Genomic DNA, 16,792 nt, shown 5'->3' on the forward strand with positions numbered 1-16,792 from the left:
AGTCCTCAGAAGATTTGGGGTTCACCCTGATTCTGGCCATTCTGCAGGATGTCGAAATCACAGCCCTGATCGGCCTGGGTGACATGTTCCTGGAAGATGGCCGTGTAGCCGCGGTCAATGCGCGGACTGGGTGCTTGCCAGTCGGCGCGCCGACGGGCCAGTTCGTCATCGCTCACACAGAGCTGCAGGCGCCGGGCGTCCACATCCAGCTCGATTTCGTCACCGTCACGGACCAGCGCCAGCGGACCGCCAACGGCGGATTCCGGGGCCACATGCAGGACACAGGTGCCATAGTGGGTGCCGCTCATGCGGGCATCGGAGATGCGCAGCATGTCGCGCACACCCTGAGCCAGCAGCTTCCTGGGAATGGGCAGTGCACCCCATTCCGGCATGCCCGGAGCGCCCTTGGGGCCGGCATTGCGCAGCACCAGAACGCTGTCGGCGGTTACCTCCAGGGCCGGGTCGTCAATGCGGTCCACCAGGTCCTGATGATTGTCGAACACAATGGCCTTGCCCCGGTGGCGCGCCAGCTTCGGGTCGGCCGCACTGTGCTTGATAACGGCACCGTTGGGCGCCAGATTGCCCTTCAGTACGGCCAGTGCGGCGCCGGCGCAGATGGGCTTGTCGAACGGCCGGATCACATCGTCGTTGTAGCACTCGGCACCGGCTATGTCTTCTTCCAGGGTACGGCCGGTGACCGTGCGGGCGTTCAGGGCCAGTTTGCTCTTCAGGCGCTGCAGCAGTGCGCCCAGACCACCGGCATAGTAGAAATCCTCCATCAGGTATTCGCCCGACGGAAAGATATTGCTGAGCACCGGTATTTCGCGTGCTACCGCATCCAGGTCGTCCAGAGTCAGTTCAACGTTGGCGCGGCGGGCCAGGGCGATCAGATGGACGGCGGCATTGGTGGAACCGCCGAGGGCCATATAGGTGCGCGCACCATTCAGAAAGCTGTCGCGGGTCAGAATGTCGGACGGTTTCAGGTCTTCCCAAATCATCTCGATAATGCGGCTGCCGCAGGCCGAGGCCATGCGGGTATGCGCTGAGTCGGCTGCCGGCAGACTGGACGCACCGGGCAGTGTCAGCCCCATGGCGTCCACTATGGAGGTCATGGTGGATGCCGTACCCATGGTGTTGCAGGTACCGTTGGAGCGGGTCATGCGTGATTCGAGGTCCACCCATTCTTCCTGCGTGATATTGCCGCTGCGCAGTTCATCCCAGTATTTGCGGGTATGGGTGCCGGCGCCCAGGGTCTTGCCCTTCCATTTGCCGTTCAGCATGGGGCCGGCAGGGCAGAAAATGGCCGGAATGTTCATGCTGATGGCGCCCATCAGCAGGCCCGGGGAGGTCTTGTCACAGCCACCGAGCAGGACTGCGCCGTCTATGGGGTGAGAGCGCAGCAGTTCTTCTGTTTCCATGGCCAGAAAATTGCGATAGAGCATGGTGGTCGGCTTGACCAGTACTTCTCCGAGTGACATCGCCGGCAGCTCCACGGGAAACCCGCCGGCGGTCCAGACAGCGCGCTTGACGGCTTCCGCCCGGTTGCGCAGATGCGCATGGCAGGGGCTCAGTTCACTCCAGGTATTGATGATGCCAACCACCGGCTTGTGCATGAATTCTTCCCGGCGCAACCCCATCTGCTGGGTTCGTTGCCGGTGAGCGAAACCGCGCATGTCCTGTGAGTCATACCAGCGTTGGCTGCGCAGGCTGTCCAGCGGTCGGTGAGTGCTGTTCATGATGTTGTTCTCGTACCCCAGGCGGTGTCAGTTACCCGCTGCGCTGAGGTCTCGAGCCGTCTCTCCGAGCCTCCGCAGCGGTACGATCACTACTGAATCTATAATCAATTCGTAGCGCTACGAAACTATAGACTTTGTCGCCTTCTGGTGTCAATAAAAGGTATTGGGGGCGTTAATTGACAATTATGGCCTTGTGATCGCGTGGTGTTGACATGGATCACAAGGCTGAATAATATCTATCGCAGCGCTACGAAATAGAGTCAAGACTCGACAGATTATAGAATCAGGACTCTGCCGTTGCCGGGTTCGACAACAGAATACTGACAAAGAAGCGCGAACAGGCTCGAAACCGAGTGTAAAACCGACCCAAATGGCAGGCACGTGCATGCGGCCGGGGGTAGTCTACGCGCTTTCCCGTTCGCTGATTCGGAGGCACATCATGCCGAAAGTGATTCACTGGCTGGATCTGTTCAATACCTGGACGTCCAGGCTTGCAGGTTACGGCGCTACTTTGTTGCTGGCCGGGATGCTCGGCATCATGGTGACACACGTATTCTTCCGCTATGTCCTTGGTGACAGCTTCGGCTGGACCGAGGAACTGGCGCGTTTCATGATGGTCTGGATGGCCTTCCTCTATTTCCCGGCCGCCCACAAGCAGGGCCTGAATGTCAGCCTTGAAGTGCTGACGAGCTGGTTCAAGGGGTCGCTGGTCTGGCGCCTGCTGCAGATCGCAATCGAGATTCTGATTTTCATCATGCTGCTCTGGTGCGTGAAGCTCGGTTTCGACCGTATCGAGCGTGCGGGCAGCTCGGTCAGTCTGTCGCTGGGTATTCAGATGGCCAAGGTGTACTGGATTCTGCCGGTCAGTTTCTCCCTGACCGCCATCAGTTCTTTCGAACGCATCATTAGGCTTACCGCGAGCCTGTTCAATCCGGACTATTACCCGCTTGCCGACAATGAACCCGACCCCGAAAACAAGGTGGAGGTCTGAACCATGGCGTTTGCTTACCTGTGGATATTCCTCGCCCTGTTGCTGGTCGGGATGCCCATCGTCTTTGTCATGCTGATTGCCCCCGGTATCAGCATGCTGCTGGAAGGCCGAGAAACCTTTCTTAATCTGCTGTTCCAGCGCCTGTTTGCGGGCATCGACAGTTTCCCGCTGATGGCGCTGCCGTTCTTTATTCTGGCCGGTGAACTGATGACTGCCGGCGGGGTGACCACCCGCATCGTGCGCTTTGCCGAAACCCTGATCGGTCATCGCAAGGCCGGTCTGGGGCAGGTGTCGGTGACCTCGTCACTGATGCTGGCCGGTGGCTCGGGCTCTGCAGTGGCAGATGCCTCGGCCCTGGGGTCGGTGATGATTCCGGCGATGAAAAAATCCGGCTATACCAACCGCTTTTCGGCGGCTATAACGGCGGCCTCGGCAGTTATTGCCAGCATCATTCCGCCCAGCGGCCTGTTCATTCTCTATGCCTTCATCATGAATGTTTCGGTTGCGGGCATGTTCGCCGGCGGCATTGTGCCTGGCATCCTGATCGGTATCGGCCTGATGATTGCCATTGCGGTGATGACGAAGTTTCGTGAGTTTCCTCCGACCCTGCCCAAGGCCAGCGCAAGAGAAAAATGGACAGCCTTTGTGTCCGCGTTTCTGCCCCTGCTGACCCCGGTCATTCTGATTGGCGGTATCGTGGGTGGTATTTTTACGCCCACCGAGGGTGCGGCCATTGCAGCCTTCTATGCGCTGATTCTGGGGGTGTTCATCACCCGCGAGATCAAGCTGACCGATCTGCCCAAGCTGTTCGGCAAGGCGGCCCTGAGTTCGGCGGTTATTCTGCTGCTGGTGGGTGCGGCGGTGGCCTTTGCCTCGCTGGTCAGCCTCAAGGGCACACCGCAGCTGGTCAGCGGCTTTATTCTGGGCATTACCGACAATCCCAAACTGTTGTTCCTGATTGTCGTTCTGTTCCTGCTGGCGGTCGGCACCATCATGGATGCCGGGCCGGCCATACTGATTCTGGGGCCAATTCTGGCACCAGTCATGATCGGTGTGGGTGTCGACCCGATTCATTTTGCGGTCGTCATGAGCATCACACTGATCATGGGCCTGATCACACCGCCCCTGGGGCTGGTGTTGTTCGTGGTCAGCAGCATAAGCCGCGAGCGCATTGAGCGTATCGCGTGGGAGATGCTGCCCCTGTTCCTGGTGGAAATCGCCATCCTGTTCGCCCTGGTGTACATACCGGATTTGGTGCTGGCTCTGCCCCGTGCCCTGGGTTATGTCGCCTGAACGAAAACAACCCCCCTGAGGAGATATTACAATGACAAACACTCTGTCCAAGTTGAAAAGAGCGGCTGTAGCCAGCCTGCTGAGTGCGGGTATCGCACTGTCCGGAGCGGCCCAGGCCACTGAACTGAATCTGGTGTTCCTGGCCAATGAAGAAGACCAGGAGTATGACGCAGCCCTGGTGTTCAAGAACTACGTGGAAAGCCGCACCGGTGGTGAGGTTTCCGTCAATATTTTTGTCGGGGCACAGCTCTGTGGCTCTGCCAACGAATGCTTTGATGCCATGCGTGCCGGCGTGGTCGACGTCTACACCGCTACTGCCGGCGGTGTTGCGGGTATCTATCCGCCCATTCAGGGCATGGACATTCCCTATTCGTTCTCCGATGACCGCACGGCTGAAGCCATTCTGACTGACCCGGAGTTTGCGGGTTTCCTGCGGGAAGAAATTCTGGATGCCACCAACAATGGCATTCGTCTGATGTCGATGACACAGACCGGTGGCTGGCGCAACTTTGCCAATGGCACCCGTGAGATCCGTTCTCCGGCGGATGTCGAAGGCCTGCGTTTCCGTACCATCGAGTCTGAAATTCAGCAGCGTCTGGTGCGTGAGATGGGCGGTTCACCGACCCCTCTGCCCTGGCTGGAAGTCTACACCGCCCTGCAGACCGGTGTGGTTGATGGCACCAAGAACTCCATTTCCGACATTGCGAACATGAACTTCCAGGAAACCATCAACTACCTGACTCTTGACGGCCACGCCTACATGGCTTCCATGTGGTTCATGGGCAACGAGAAGTTCCAGTCCCTGACCCCGGAACAGCAGCAGGTAGTGGCTGATGGCGCTGCCATGATGTCCATGGTCCAGTTCGGTATACAGCCGCGCAAGGAACTGGATGCGTATGCCAAGTGGATCGAATCCGGTGGCGAGATCTACACCCCGACCGAAGACGAGATGGCCGAGTTCCGTTCCTTTGCCGAGCCGATCCGCGACTGGTATCTCGACAATTTCGGTGCTGATGGAGAGCGTTTCCTGGCCGAGTTCGAAGCCGCTCAGGCGCGTGCTGAAGAGCGGGTAGGCGCCGACCGGGCTTCTGCCTTGCGTTAACCCGCCGGGTATCGATTCGAAGCCTGATAGAAGCGGCCAGCTGTCTGGCCGCTTTTTTTTGGTTCGCCGTTGGGCGAGAATGGTGCAGTTAAAGTTAGCATTGCCTGTGCCGACAAACTTGTGAGCCAAGAGACAACACAACAACGACCTCTCGAGGCGATGCATCAGACCCGCCAGAATGTGCCTGACGATGGCGCACTGGGCGGGTAAAGTTAGACCTACCCTCAACGCCGTAGATGTGAGAACCCATGAACAACCTCAGCTTTCGCCTCAAACTGATGATTGTGCTGGTCGCCACTGTAGCTGGCCTGGTCATCCTGACTGCTGTTGCTTTGAATGGACTGCGTATGCAGCAGGCCACGAACAATGAAGTGCAGCGGTTGACGCTGGTCAGCGGTCAACTGGATACCATGGCGGTGAACGCACTGCAGTTTCGCGAAAGGATGCGTGATTTGTCCGATGATAATATGGGAGAGTTTGTCGCCGACGTAGAAGAAGATCAGGCCCTGATTGCCGAGCAGCGCGATATTGATCTGGAACGGGTCGATGATGCCGCAGCTGCCGGCGAACTGGAGGCGTTCTACGATGTATACAGCGATTTCCTGACTACGGCTCTGACCGCTACCGAGACGGAGCAGCGGGTTGGTTTTTCCCGCTCGTCAGGCATCCGCGGTGAGTTGAACCGGGCGGGTAACACCCTGGCAGAAGAGGTGTCCTTCCTGTCCATGGTGCGCAATGAACTGTCGGCCCTGCGCGACGCCGAGGTCAACTTTCTGCTGGAAGCGAGTGACGAGAACCGCGAGGGGCTCAATGATGCCTATGATGCCTTCTTTGACCTGTTGCGCGGACTTAACCTGGAAGACCGTTTCAGTACCGAGCTGACCAACTACACGGAAGCCGTGAGTGCCTATGCTACGGCCAGTTCTGAACTGTCAGCGCAGCGTGATGAACTGGGTGCCATCATGGTGGACCTGGATCAGCAGCAGACGGTAGTCAATGAAGTGTTGGGGCAATTGACGGCCGATGCCCGATCCGCAGCCGATGACAGTTCTGCCGCTGCCATGGCAGCGCTGCTGGTCGGCAGCCTGGCTATTGGCGCCATTGTTGTGGCCGTGGTGCTGTGGATTACCTTCAGCGTGCGCGGCACCTTGCAGCAGATCATGCGGGACCTGAAGAAAGTACAGGGCGGTGATTTGACCGCCCGACTGCATGTGAACCGCAAGCGCAATGACGAATTCGATCAGCTCAGTGATGCCGTCAATGGCATGACTGAAGGCCTGGGCGAACTGGTTGCGGATGTGGTGCAGTCTGCCGGTACGTCTGCGCGCATGATTCAGGAACTGGCAGGAGAAATCACCAGCCTGAACGAGAGCAACCAGCACGTGAACGAGCAGACCGGCTCGGTAGCCACCAGTACCGAGGAGATCTCTGCCACCATCTCTGATATTGCCGAGACCACGCGTACGCTGTCCGAACAGGCCGAGAAGACCTATGGCTCTGCAACCAGTGGTGCCAAGACTCTGAAGGACGCCCTGAACAGCCTGCGCGAAACCGGTGTGGTGGTGCGTGAAACCGGTGACAAGCTGAACCAGCTGGGCGAACTGTCGGCAGATATCGACAGTGTGATCGACATGATCAACGAACTGGCCAGCCAGACCAACCTGCTGGCCCTCAATGCGGCCATCGAGGCCGCCCGTGCGGGTGATGCGGGCCGTGGTTTCTCTGTAGTGGCAGAAGAGGTGCGGTCGCTGGCTGAACGTACCGTGGATGCCACCGGTCGCATCACCAAGATAGTGGATACGATCCAGGCGTCGTCGCAGTCGGCTATCGATACCATGTCATCGGGCAAGAAGCACCTGGAAGCTGTCGAAACCTACAGTGCCGAAGCCGAGAATGCGATGCACGGCATCGAGGCCGATGCTCGGGAAAGCGCTACCGCAGCCGAGCAGATGTCGCATTCGGTGCAGGAAGTGTCCAAGGCTGCCCGCCAGATCAGCAAAGACATGGATGCCGTGGCACAGCGTGTGCGCCATGACACCTCATCAATCCGCACGGTCAATGACAATGCGGCGCAGATCGAGCACATGCTGACCGATCTGGATCACAAGGCCGGCGCCTTTGTCGTTGAGCAGAGAGATAATGGCTTGGCTGACAGTCCGCGCTTGCCTGATGCGCAGGCGCGGTTTGACAGTGACAGTACAGATTGGGAAGAGCAGGGCAATGCCGACGCTTCGGCCTACGGCGAGGAGCCGGCTGAAAGCTATTCCCGCTGATCAGGGGGCTTGATCCGGGGCCTCGGCAGGTGAATCCGGCAGCCAGCGGATCAGGCCGTAAAGCCCGACCAGCAGCAGGCCCACACAGGCCAGAAACGGACTGATGGCCTCCAGGCTGGTGCGGGCGGCAATAGCTCCGGCCAGCGCGGGCAGGACTGCGGCGCCCAGACCAGCCCCGGACATCTGCATGCCGATGGTGTTGGTGATATGGGTCGGGGCGACCCGCATGCGGGTGCCGGAGACCATGGCCGGGAAGATCGGCGCGTAAGCCAGCCCGGCCAGCCCCAGCGCGGCCAGCCCGATCCAGGGCAGGGGGTTCCACCACAGCAGCAGCGCCGCCAGCAGGGCCAGTGTCAGGCCGCCATAGACCATTGCATCCACCCCCAGCCGCCGTGCATAGAGGCCAGCCGTGGCCCGTCCGACGGTAAACATGGCCCAGTAGACGGCAACCCAGAAACCGGCCCGTTCGGTGGTGATTTCCCGGCTTTCCGTAAGCAGCGAGAAGGCCCAAAAACCTACCGTCAGCTCCAGCCCCGAATAGAGAAAGAACAGCATCATGCTGAGCCAGGCTTTCAGCTCGCCAAAGGTGGCCCGGAAGGTGGATTCCACCACCGGCGCCGGGCGCTGTTTGGCCTCGGCAGCATCAGCCGCCTTGCCCTTGTCCCAATAGCGGGCCGTGAGCAGAAAACAGAGCGCCAGAGCAAGCTGACCGCCGCCGACAATCCAGTAGCCGATGCGCCAGCTGTCGCCCAGTGTCAGGCCCAGCGTCATGATCATGGGGCCCAGAGTGACGCCCACCCCAAAGCTGGCGTGCAGCCATTGCATCACGCCATCACTGTGGTTGGCCGCCACATAGTTGTTCAGCCCGGCATCTATGGCGCCGGCACCCGCGCCGAGCAGGCTGCTCAGCGGGATGATCAGCCACCAGGCCGGCGCTGCGGTAAAGCCAAGCAGAGCAATGGCCGTGGCCGCGATACTGGCGGCCAGCAACAGCCCGATGCCGATGGCCCGCACGATGGCCCCGCTGAAAAAGCTCGACAGCAGATAGCCGCTGGTAAAACTGACCAGCAATAGACCCAGTGCATCCAGCGGCTGGCCGAAATCGGCGCGCATGGAAGGCCAGGCCACACCCAGCAGACCATCGGGCAGGCCCAGAGAAATAAAGGCAATAAAGGCCAGTGCAATCAGTCCGACTGAAGGCGTACGAGACAAAGCGAACTCCTTGAAATGCGGTGGTGGCAAAGGGCAAAACCGGGACTATATACCACCGCAATTCCTTGATGAAAGCGTTTTCGGGTGGATTCTGACGCCTGGATCAGACCAGACAGTGCGTGCGCTCGCCGGCCACAAAACGGTTCAGGTTGTCGATCAGCTGTGCCATCAGCCCGGTAATGGCTTCGTCGGTACTCCAGGCGATGTGGGGCGTGACGATCAGGTTTTCATGTGCGCGCAGGGCAAACAGCGGGTTGTCGGTTGTGATGGGTTCGCGGCTGACCACATCCAGCGCTGCGCCGCCCAGGTGGCCGGAGGTGATCGCCGCCGCCAGATCCTGTTCCTGTACCAGCCCACCCCGGGAAGGGTTGAGCAGCAAGGCGCCTTCTTTCATGCGGGCCAGCAAACCGGCATCCACCATTTCGGCATTGTCTTCGGTCAGCGGGCAGCACAGAATCAGCGCGTCGAGCCGGGGCAGGGTGATATCGAAATCGACATAGCCAGAACGGGGCTTCGGTGTGCCCGGGCGCTCCAGAAACTCGACCCGAGTGCCGAAGGCGGCCAGCCGGTCGGCCACGCTCCGGCCAATGTCGCCCTGGCCCAGAATGCCGACATGCATGGTGCGCAGCTCGCGCACCGGGGCTGTGCGCAGCATGAAGAAGTCGGATTCTGCCCAGCGGCCCTCGGTCTGCACCTGGCGGTAGTGCGGCTGCCGCCAGGTCAGTGCGAACAGGTGAGCAACCACCCACTCCGGCACGGCATTGCTGGCGTAACCCTTGACGTTGCAGGCGTGAATGCCGCGCTGCCGGCAGGCCTCAAGGTCGACATTGTTGACCCCGGTGGCCGATACCTGCACCAGCTCGAGGTCAGGGCAGGCGGCCAGTACGCTGTCATCCACCACTACCTTGTTGGTGATCAGGATATGGCTGCCCGCCGCACGTTCGACGGTCTGTCCGGCCGAGGTATGGTGCCAACCGGTCCATTCATGCTCGAAGTCGGGATCAGGCCAGCGGATATTGTCCGGAATGGTGCCCTGATCCAGAAAGGTGATGCGCCGGGTGGTCATGGTTCGGTCAGCTCCTCGGGAAGAATGGCCCAGACGTTGTCCAGTATGATGGGTTGCGCGGCAACTCTGGGATGAATGCCATCTGCCTGCATAAGGTCCGGATTCTCTGCTACGCTGTCCAGCAGGAACGGCAGGAAGTAATCAATGTCGTTGTGTTCGGCCAGGGCGCCGAACATATCGAAAAAGGGTTCCGTATAACGTGGACCATAATTCGGTGGAATGCGTATGCCCAGCAGAATGACTTCGGCTCCGGCACCTTTGGTCAGGTCAATCATGTCCTGCAGACGCTGCCGGATTTCCGGAATATTCTGGCCCTGAAGTCCATCATTGCCACCCAGTTCGAGGATGACGTAAGCGGGCTGGTAACGGTCCAGTAAACCGGGTAGGCGCTGTAAACCGCCTCTGGTAGTTTCGCCGCTGATACTGGCATTGATGACTTCATGGTTGTGTTCGGAAAGCCGTTCGGCAAGCAGGTTGACCCAGCCCTGATCGGGGTCGCTCAGCCCATAGGAGGCGCTCAGGCTGTCGCCCATGACGAGCACCGAGGCAGCATGGGCCGGAAACACACTGAACAACAACACCAGGACAAGCGTGATGGCTTTCAATGCACGTAAAGACCGCAATAACATGACTGGGGCAACTCCTGCAGGGTCGGCAGCCACTGCGCCCGGAGACGACATCATCGTCCAGGCCCAGCAGTTGTGGCAACGGGTTTCAATTCACGGCGGTACGCTGGATATCCTGAAAGGGATCGATCTTGAAATCAAGCGCGGTGAGAGCGTGGCCATTGTGGGCGCTTCCGGTTCCGGCAAGACAACCCTGCTGGGCATGCTGGCCGGGCTGGACACACCTTCATCGGGCCGGGTTTTCATGGCCGGGCACGACCTGACCGCCATGAACGAAGAGGAGCGGGCCCGCCTGCGGGGCCAGTATGTGGGCTTCATCTTCCAGAATTTTCAACTGCTGCCGGCGCTGACGGCACTGGAAAACGTCATGCTGCCGCTGGAGCTGCGGCGCGACAAGTCGGACCGTGAAACCGCCATGGCCCTGCTCGAGCAGGTCGGGCTGGGAGATCGGGCCGTGCACTATCCGCGTCAGTTGTCGGGTGGTGAACAGCAGCGGGTGGCCATCGCCCGGGCCTTTGCTTCCCAGCCGCCGGTGCTGTTCGCCGATGAACCGACCGGCAACCTGGATACCCAGACCGGCCGCACCATCGAAGATCTGCTGTTTCGCCTCAACCGCGAGTATCAGACCACGCTGGTGCTGGTCACCCATGATCCGCAACTGGCCTCACACTGCGGACGTACCTGTGTGATGGACGCCGGGGCGCTGACTTCGGAGCCGCAACCCGCATGAGTCTGACCTGGCGCATGTTCTGGCGCGATTTTCGCGGCGGTGAACTGACTCTGTTGCTGGTGTCGCTGGTGCTGGCGGTCACCGTGGTGACCAGCATCAGCATCTTTGCCGAGCGCATCCGCAGCACCATTCTGACCGAGGCCGGGTCACTGCTGGCCGCAGACTACGCTCTGCAGGGTTCGCGCGAGATGCCGCCCTCCTGGTTTGCCATTGCCGATGAGCTGGGTCTGGAACAGGCCCGCATAGTGAGCTTTTCGTCCATGCTGTTCGGCGAGGGCACCAATAGGCTCGGCTCGGTGCGGGCGGTGACAGATGGCTACCCGCTCAAGGGCAGCTTGCAGGTCTCCAACCTGCCGTTCGGCCCGGCGGTCACGGTGAGCCAGGGCCCGCCGCCCGGCGAAATCTGGCTGGCCTCACGCCTGTTTCCATTGCTGGAAGTGGAAGTGGGCGACATGGTCGGCATCGGCGCCACTGATCTGCGCGTGGGCCGTGTATTGATTTCCGAGCCCGACCAGGCGGCCAGCCTGTTCAATGTCGAGCCCAGAGCCATGATTAACATGGCCGATCTGGAAGCCACCGGCGCCATCCAGCCGGGCAGCCGGGTGACCTATCGCTGGCTGCTGGCGGGGCCAAACCTGGCTCACACCGAATTGCGCAACGCCATCCGCAGTGAGCGTGAGCCGCATTTCCAGTGGCGCAGTGCGCGCCGCGCCAACGAGAATGTCGGCGAGGCGCTGGACCGCGCCGAAGGCTTCCTGCTGCTGTCCGGGTCACTGGCGGTGATTCTGGCCGGGGTGGCGCTGGCCATGTCCGCACAACGCTACGCGGCGCGTCATGTGGATGGCGTGGCCCTGATGAAGACCGTGGGCTTTACCCCACAACAGATCATACGGCTTTATGGCCTGGGCCTGACGGCACTGGCTGTGGTGGGCATCGCCGCCGGGCTGCTGTTGGGTGAACTGACGCACCAGGCCATCATCTGGTTGCTGGGTGATCTGCTGCCTTCGAATCTGGCCATGCATGACTGGCGGTCCTACGGCATGGGTGCTCTGACCGGCTTTGTGGCCCTGATGGGCTTTGCCTGGCCGCCATTCTATCGGCTGCGCGATGTGCCGCCCGTCAAGGTCATCCGCAGTGAGGTATTCCAGCAGCCGAAGTTGCTGTGGCAGCTCTGGGGTGCACTGGGCATCATGCTGATTGTGCTGGTGTACAGCGGTGACTGGCAACTGACGCTGGTCATGGTGGCCGGCGGGGCGGTCTGTATCTGGGGGGCAGGGCTGTTTGCCCGCGGGCTGCTCTGGCTGCTGCGGCGCTACGGCAGCGAGCTGGGCCGCAACTGGCGACTGGGGCTGGCCAGCCTGCAGCGGCGCAGCCAGCAGAACGGCTTGCAGGTGGTCATCTTTGCCATTGCACTGATGCTGCTGTTCACCCTGGTGCTGATTCGGACCTCATTGCTGGCCGAGTGGCAGCAGCAACTGCCGGAGGATGCCCCCAACCATTTCGTCTACAACGTGTTTGACGAAGATCTGGACAGCCTGAATGACTGGATCGACGAGCAGGCCAGCAACCGCTCACCGGCCTACCCGGTCACCCGCGGGCGCATGACGCTGGTCAATGACGAATCGGTGGATGACCTGAGCCGCGACCTGCCGGACCGCAACAACTATCGGCGCGAGCTGAACATGACCTGGTCTGCCGAGCTGGGTGCCGATAATCAGGTTGTGGCCGGTGACTGGTGGGACAACTACGGCGAAGGCGAGCTCAAGGTGTCTGTGGAAGAAGATTTCGCGCGCAATATCGGCATAGAGATAGGTGACACCCTGTACTACAGTGTCGGGGGCATTGAAGTCAGTGCCGAAGTGGCCAGCTTGCGTTCGCTCAACTGGGAGTCCTTCAACCCCAACTTCTACATGATCTTCAACCAGCCGCTGGAGGCAGGCGCCGGGGCCTTCTATCTGGTCAGTTTCTACCTGGCGCCGGACGACAAGCCCGCGCTCAATGATCTGGTGCGGACCATTCCGACGCTGGCAGTACTGGAGGTGGATACCGTCATCGAACAGGTGCAGGGCATCATCCGCAATGTGACCCTGGCCATCGAGTTCATTCTGGTGCTGATTCTGATTTCCGGGCTGCTGGTTCTGATTGCCGGCATTCAGTCCAGTCTGGATGTGCGCTTCCGTGAAAGCGCCCTGTTACGTACCATGGGTGCGCCTGCGGGGTTGCTGCGCGGTACCCTGTGGATCGAGTTTGGCGCCCTGGGCGCCCTGGCCGGCCTGCTCGGAGCCATGGGCACCGAAGGCATCCTGTTCTATCTGCAGGGCAGCCTGTTCGACATGGAGACACGCTGGCACCCGACATTGTGGCTGGCCGCACCTCTGGTCGGCGGCGCACTGATCGGCTCGGTTGGGGTGCTGTCGACCCGCAAGGTGATCTACACGCCACCCATGCAGGTGTTGAGAAACTGGATTTAAACCCCATATTGCTCAGCAGGCGAAAGCGGGACAGCGCCCGGCGCTGTTCCGCCTGCCATCCGTTATTTTTCAAGTAATGTACTGACTGTTCAACTGACAAACCAAGGAGTCATCAATGAGCGTACTGGTAGGGAAAAAAGCCCCTGATTTCACTGTTCCTGCGGTGCTGGCCGACGGCACACTGGCTGACGAGTTCAACCTGGCGGAAAACATCAAGGGCAAGTATGCCGTCGTATTCTTCTATCCGCTGGACTTCACCTTCGTGTGTCCGTCCGAGCTGATCGCGATGGACAACCGCATCGACAAGCTGAAGGAAATGGGTGTTGAAGTGGTGGGTGTCTCCATCGACTCTCACTTCACCCACAACGCCTGGCGCAACACCCCCACTGACAAGGGCGGTATCGGCCAGGTGCGCTACACCCTGGCGGCTGACATGGAGCACAGCATCGCCAAGGCCTATGGCATCGAATCAGAAGGCGGTGATTCCTACTACCCCGCCGGCGTAGCCATGCGGGCCACCTTCATCATCGACCAGAAAGGCGTGGTGCGGTCCCAGATCGTCAACGACGAGCCGCTGGGCCGCAACATGGACGAAGTGGTGCGCCTGATCGACGGCCTGCAGTTCTTCGAAGAGAACGGCCAGGTCTGCCCGGCCGGCTGGAACAAGGGCGACGAAGGCATGAAAGCCGACTCCGATGGTGTCGCGACCTACCTGGCCGGTAACGCCGCCAAGCTCTGAAGCACAACGCAGAGACCGAAAAAACCCCGCTGCGGCGGGGTTTTTTGTGCCTGTCACTGCTGAACCAGGATTGTTGTGCACCACTGGCCAGCGACAAACTCTACACCTTTGTACTCGGTGGCTTGTATACGCGACGGGTGTCTCCGCGATTAACCAGTCCTAGTCAAAGGTATCATCAATTGAGTCTTCGGCATCATCAAAGGTGTCGTCAATGGCCTCGCCAGCGTCTTCGGCCGGGCCGTCGTCGCAGCCTGTCAACATGCCGCCGGCACCCAGGGCCAACAAGATCGCCAGGGCAGAAGCCCTTGCAGTCTTCATGTTCAAGGTATGGGTAGTCGCTTTCATTTCTCGCCCCTTCAGTTTGGTAACGCGCTCACAGTATTCAGCACCATTTGCCTGTAGCCTGAACCAGGCTCAACGCAGGCATTGCGCTTGTGACTATTGATTGGCGCCCGAGGTCGCGTAATCAGTTGAATGAGACCCCAATATATCGGAGCTGTTCTGCCGTCTCTGTACGGCAGTTAACATACCATCGCCCGCGAAGGATGGGTTTGAATGTCCTGTACTGAAAGGTGTTGAGCTGAAGAAATGTCAGATTTTCAGGTTGGAAGAGAAGATCTCAACGGTACTTGTTCACGAGACCGTAAAACGGGCGATAGAGGGACCTGGCGCCACCGGACTGCGGCTCCATGAGGCATCTGAATGGTACAGCGACATTGTCTTTGACTGATGTCGCTTCAGTAAAACGAGGTCCGGATCAACGCCGGGGCGCGACTCTGTCGGGTTGCTCTGAGCACGACATCAGAACGTGGCAATTTATGCCAAGTATGGGCGAACAATACCAAGTGTGTTCATGAGTTCCAGAGCTCTGGGATTATCAAGAAGCTTTGCCTTTAAACTATCGCGAAGCGGAAGATTGTCCTCCGGTGCGTCAAGCACCTTGGTGACATAGTCTTCATGCGAATTGATGCCGTGTTCCTGCTTGGCTTGGTCATAAGCCTGTCTCAGTAATCCAGAGTACTCCCTGAGCTCGTTCTGGAATTTGGCAAGGAACTCAGTGTTGGCGCGCATTGTTTGAGTTGCGGAGAACTGATTTTGCATGGATTGCTTCGCGGCGGCAGAAGGCTGAGCATCGACAGTCTGTGTCTCCATCTTGCTCAGAAGTGCCCGTGTCTCCTTTATGGCTTCGGACGAATTCAGGACACTTTGCTTAGGCATAAAGTCGACCATCCACTTGGGAATGCGGAGACTTTCCAGCGAGTCCATATCAATCTTGGCCGCCAACTTTCCCTGAGCGGAAATGTTCACCGTACTTGCCTTGGTTGCCCCCGCTCCTCGTTCAGCGATCCTTTGTGGTGGTGCACTGGTATCCGTGTAGGCATGCCGCGTTTTGTTGCTGACCGGTTGAGTCATTACTCCAATAGGGTTGATCATGGCACCTGTCCCTCATGCATTGACATCCCCTTCTAAGCAAATAGCATGCCGTGCCCAGTTCAGCCTCGCTCTCAACGATTGACCGGCAATTTGTTGCCGTTGGGTGGCAAGAAATAACACGCTATTTGACAGTACGGCATAATCACTCAGGGCGCAGCTTTGATGGAGATGGGGACGATACCTCATCACGTACCATGTCAGATGCCATGTACTCCGTATCATTCACTTGGGCGGTCACATAACCAGTCCCCACGGCTAAGCCACTGTTCAGAGCTGCATTAGTTCCATAGAAGGTTGTTGTTGCGATTGCCGCCTGGGTGCCTCTACTGGCATTGATTGAAGTACCTACCGCACCTGCCAGTTTAGCAGCGGAAGTACCGATTCCTGCCCCGACAGCACCAGAACCTGCGGCAACCAAAGACTGGTTCACGTTATACTCATCCCTTGTTTCCAATACATGAATTTCAAGCGCTTGAACGGAGGCATCCAGCGCAAAACCCGTCACGCGGAACTCGTCGTTCTCCCACTGGTGTACTTCCTGGCTGATCAGGGTGCCGTAGTTGGCGTTTTCGGGCAGACTGCCGGGGCCGCCGTTGCCTGCGGGTTCACCGGGCAGGTAGTTGAGGCTGCGGTAGGGGTTGTTGTCTTGATCCCACTGGCTGTTGTACAAACCACATCCCTGTGGTTTGCCCTTCGGGCTCGCTACGCTCGTGCAAATTCGTTCCCGACGAATTTGTCCTGTCTGCCATCATACAGACTGCTGTAGTGGTAGCTGCGCTCCCAGTCGCTGAGTTGGGTATGTGCGCGTCGGTCACGGGCATCCCAGGCGTAGTCATACCGGGCGTCGTGCTCGGTGATCTTCTGGGTCATACGGCCCAGGGCGTCATGGGTGTAGTGTTCACTGTCCCCTTTGCCCAGATCGACCTGTTGCAGTTGGCCGTTCTGGTTGTACTGGTAGCTGTGGGTCTGGTGTTCCTGGGTGTGGTTGACGCTCGGGTCCCACAGGTGCTCGAACAGGTGCTGCTGGTCCAGATGGTGTTCATCCCAGACGGACAGCACGCCATTATGGTTGTAAGCCGGGCCACCCCCGCGTGAGTTGCCCGCGCCCGAGTGACGCAG

General features: G+C 59.4%; 15 protein-coding genes. 7 read left to right on the forward strand and 8 right to left on the reverse strand.

Annotation, left to right across the window (positions count from 1 at the left end):
* Window positions 1–5: 5 nt before the first annotated feature.
* A complete protein-coding gene (araD, locus tag E4656_RS12570) occupies window positions 6–1,736 on the reverse strand; it encodes an L-arabinonate dehydratase (RefSeq protein WP_135483619.1) in 1,731 nt (576 codons plus the stop codon).
* Between the two features lie 439 nt (window positions 1,737–2,175).
* Here araD and E4656_RS12575 point away from each other — a divergent pair, with 439 nt between their 5' ends.
* The 4 genes from E4656_RS12575 to E4656_RS12590 all read left to right on the forward strand — a co-directional run bounded on the left by E4656_RS12575 (window position 2,176) and on the right by E4656_RS12590 (window position 7,395).
* The gene (locus tag E4656_RS12575) at window positions 2,176–2,727 is read left to right on the forward strand and encodes a TRAP transporter small permease (RefSeq protein ID WP_135483620.1); all 552 of its coding nucleotides are present in this window, start codon (window positions 2,176–2,178) and stop codon (window positions 2,725–2,727) included.
* Window positions 2,728–2,730: 3 nt separating this feature from the next.
* Entirely contained in the window at window positions 2,731–4,020 is a 1,290-nt protein-coding gene (locus E4656_RS12580) for a TRAP transporter large permease (RefSeq protein ID WP_135483621.1), read from the forward strand.
* Between the two features lie 31 nt (window positions 4,021–4,051).
* Window positions 4,052–5,122, forward strand: a complete 1,071-nt coding sequence (locus tag E4656_RS12585) for a TRAP transporter substrate-binding protein (protein WP_135483622.1) — start codon at window positions 4,052–4,054, stop codon at window positions 5,120–5,122.
* A 248-nt stretch (window positions 5,123–5,370) separates the two neighbouring features.
* A complete protein-coding gene (locus E4656_RS12590) occupies window positions 5,371–7,395 on the forward strand; it encodes a methyl-accepting chemotaxis protein (RefSeq protein WP_135483623.1) in 2,025 nt (674 codons plus the stop codon).
* Here the strand turns inward: E4656_RS12590 and E4656_RS12595 are convergent, their stop codons facing one another.
* The 3 genes from E4656_RS12595 to E4656_RS12605 all read right to left on the reverse strand — a co-directional run bounded on the left by E4656_RS12595 (window position 7,396) and on the right by E4656_RS12605 (window position 10,302).
* A complete protein-coding gene (locus E4656_RS12595) occupies window positions 7,396–8,607 on the reverse strand; it encodes an MFS transporter (protein WP_135483624.1) in 1,212 nt (403 codons plus the stop codon).
* 103 nt (window positions 8,608–8,710) lie between these two features.
* The gene (locus tag E4656_RS12600) at window positions 8,711–9,673 is read right to left on the reverse strand and encodes an NAD(P)-dependent oxidoreductase (protein ID WP_135483625.1); all 963 of its coding nucleotides are present in this window, start codon (window positions 9,671–9,673) and stop codon (window positions 8,711–8,713) included.
* A complete protein-coding gene (locus E4656_RS12605) occupies window positions 9,670–10,302 on the reverse strand; it encodes an arylesterase (protein ID WP_135483626.1) in 633 nt (210 codons plus the stop codon). The genes E4656_RS12600 and E4656_RS12605 overlap by 4 nt, the downstream gene beginning before the upstream one ends.
* On the opposite strand from E4656_RS12605, the gene E4656_RS12610 reads away from it, so the two are divergent.
* The 3 genes from E4656_RS12610 to E4656_RS12620 all read left to right on the forward strand — a co-directional run bounded on the left by E4656_RS12610 (window position 10,301) and on the right by E4656_RS12620 (window position 14,239).
* Window positions 10,301–11,029, forward strand: coding sequence for an ABC transporter ATP-binding protein (locus E4656_RS12610; protein ID WP_135483627.1), 729 nt, complete (start codon window positions 10,301–10,303; stop codon window positions 11,027–11,029). The two genes, E4656_RS12605 and E4656_RS12610, sit on opposite strands and share 2 nt — an antisense overlap.
* Window positions 11,026–13,500, forward strand: coding sequence for an ABC transporter permease (locus E4656_RS12615; RefSeq protein WP_135483628.1), 2,475 nt, complete (start codon window positions 11,026–11,028; stop codon window positions 13,498–13,500). The genes E4656_RS12610 and E4656_RS12615 overlap by 4 nt, the downstream gene beginning before the upstream one ends.
* Before the next feature lie 115 nt (window positions 13,501–13,615).
* Window positions 13,616–14,239, forward strand: a complete 624-nt coding sequence (locus tag E4656_RS12620) for a peroxiredoxin (RefSeq protein ID WP_135483629.1) — start codon at window positions 13,616–13,618, stop codon at window positions 14,237–14,239.
* Between the two features lie 159 nt (window positions 14,240–14,398).
* Here E4656_RS12620 and E4656_RS12625 read toward each other — a convergent pair whose 3' ends face one another.
* The 4 genes from E4656_RS12625 to E4656_RS20245 all read right to left on the reverse strand — a co-directional run.
* Window positions 14,399–14,584, reverse strand: coding sequence for a hypothetical protein (locus E4656_RS12625; protein ID WP_135483630.1), 186 nt, complete (start codon window positions 14,582–14,584; stop codon window positions 14,399–14,401).
* Window positions 14,585–15,055: 471 nt separating this feature from the next.
* Window positions 15,056–15,673: a hypothetical protein gene (locus E4656_RS12630; RefSeq protein WP_135483631.1), complete on the reverse strand. Its 618-nt coding sequence runs from the start codon at window positions 15,671–15,673 to the stop codon at window positions 15,056–15,058.
* A 142-nt stretch (window positions 15,674–15,815) separates the two neighbouring features.
* Complete coding sequence (locus tag E4656_RS12635) at window positions 15,816–16,343, reverse strand: hypothetical protein (RefSeq protein WP_135483632.1); 528 nt, start codon at window positions 16,341–16,343, stop codon at window positions 15,816–15,818.
* 32 nt (window positions 16,344–16,375) lie between these two features.
* Window positions 16,376–16,792, reverse strand: a 417-nt coding sequence (locus tag E4656_RS20245; protein ID WP_167856051.1) for a hypothetical protein, incomplete at its 5' end; no start/stop codon positions are given.

This window comes from Natronospirillum operosum, from assembly GCF_004768465.1.
Taxonomy (GTDB): Bacteria; Pseudomonadota; Gammaproteobacteria; order Pseudomonadales; family Natronospirillaceae; genus Natronospirillum; species Natronospirillum operosum.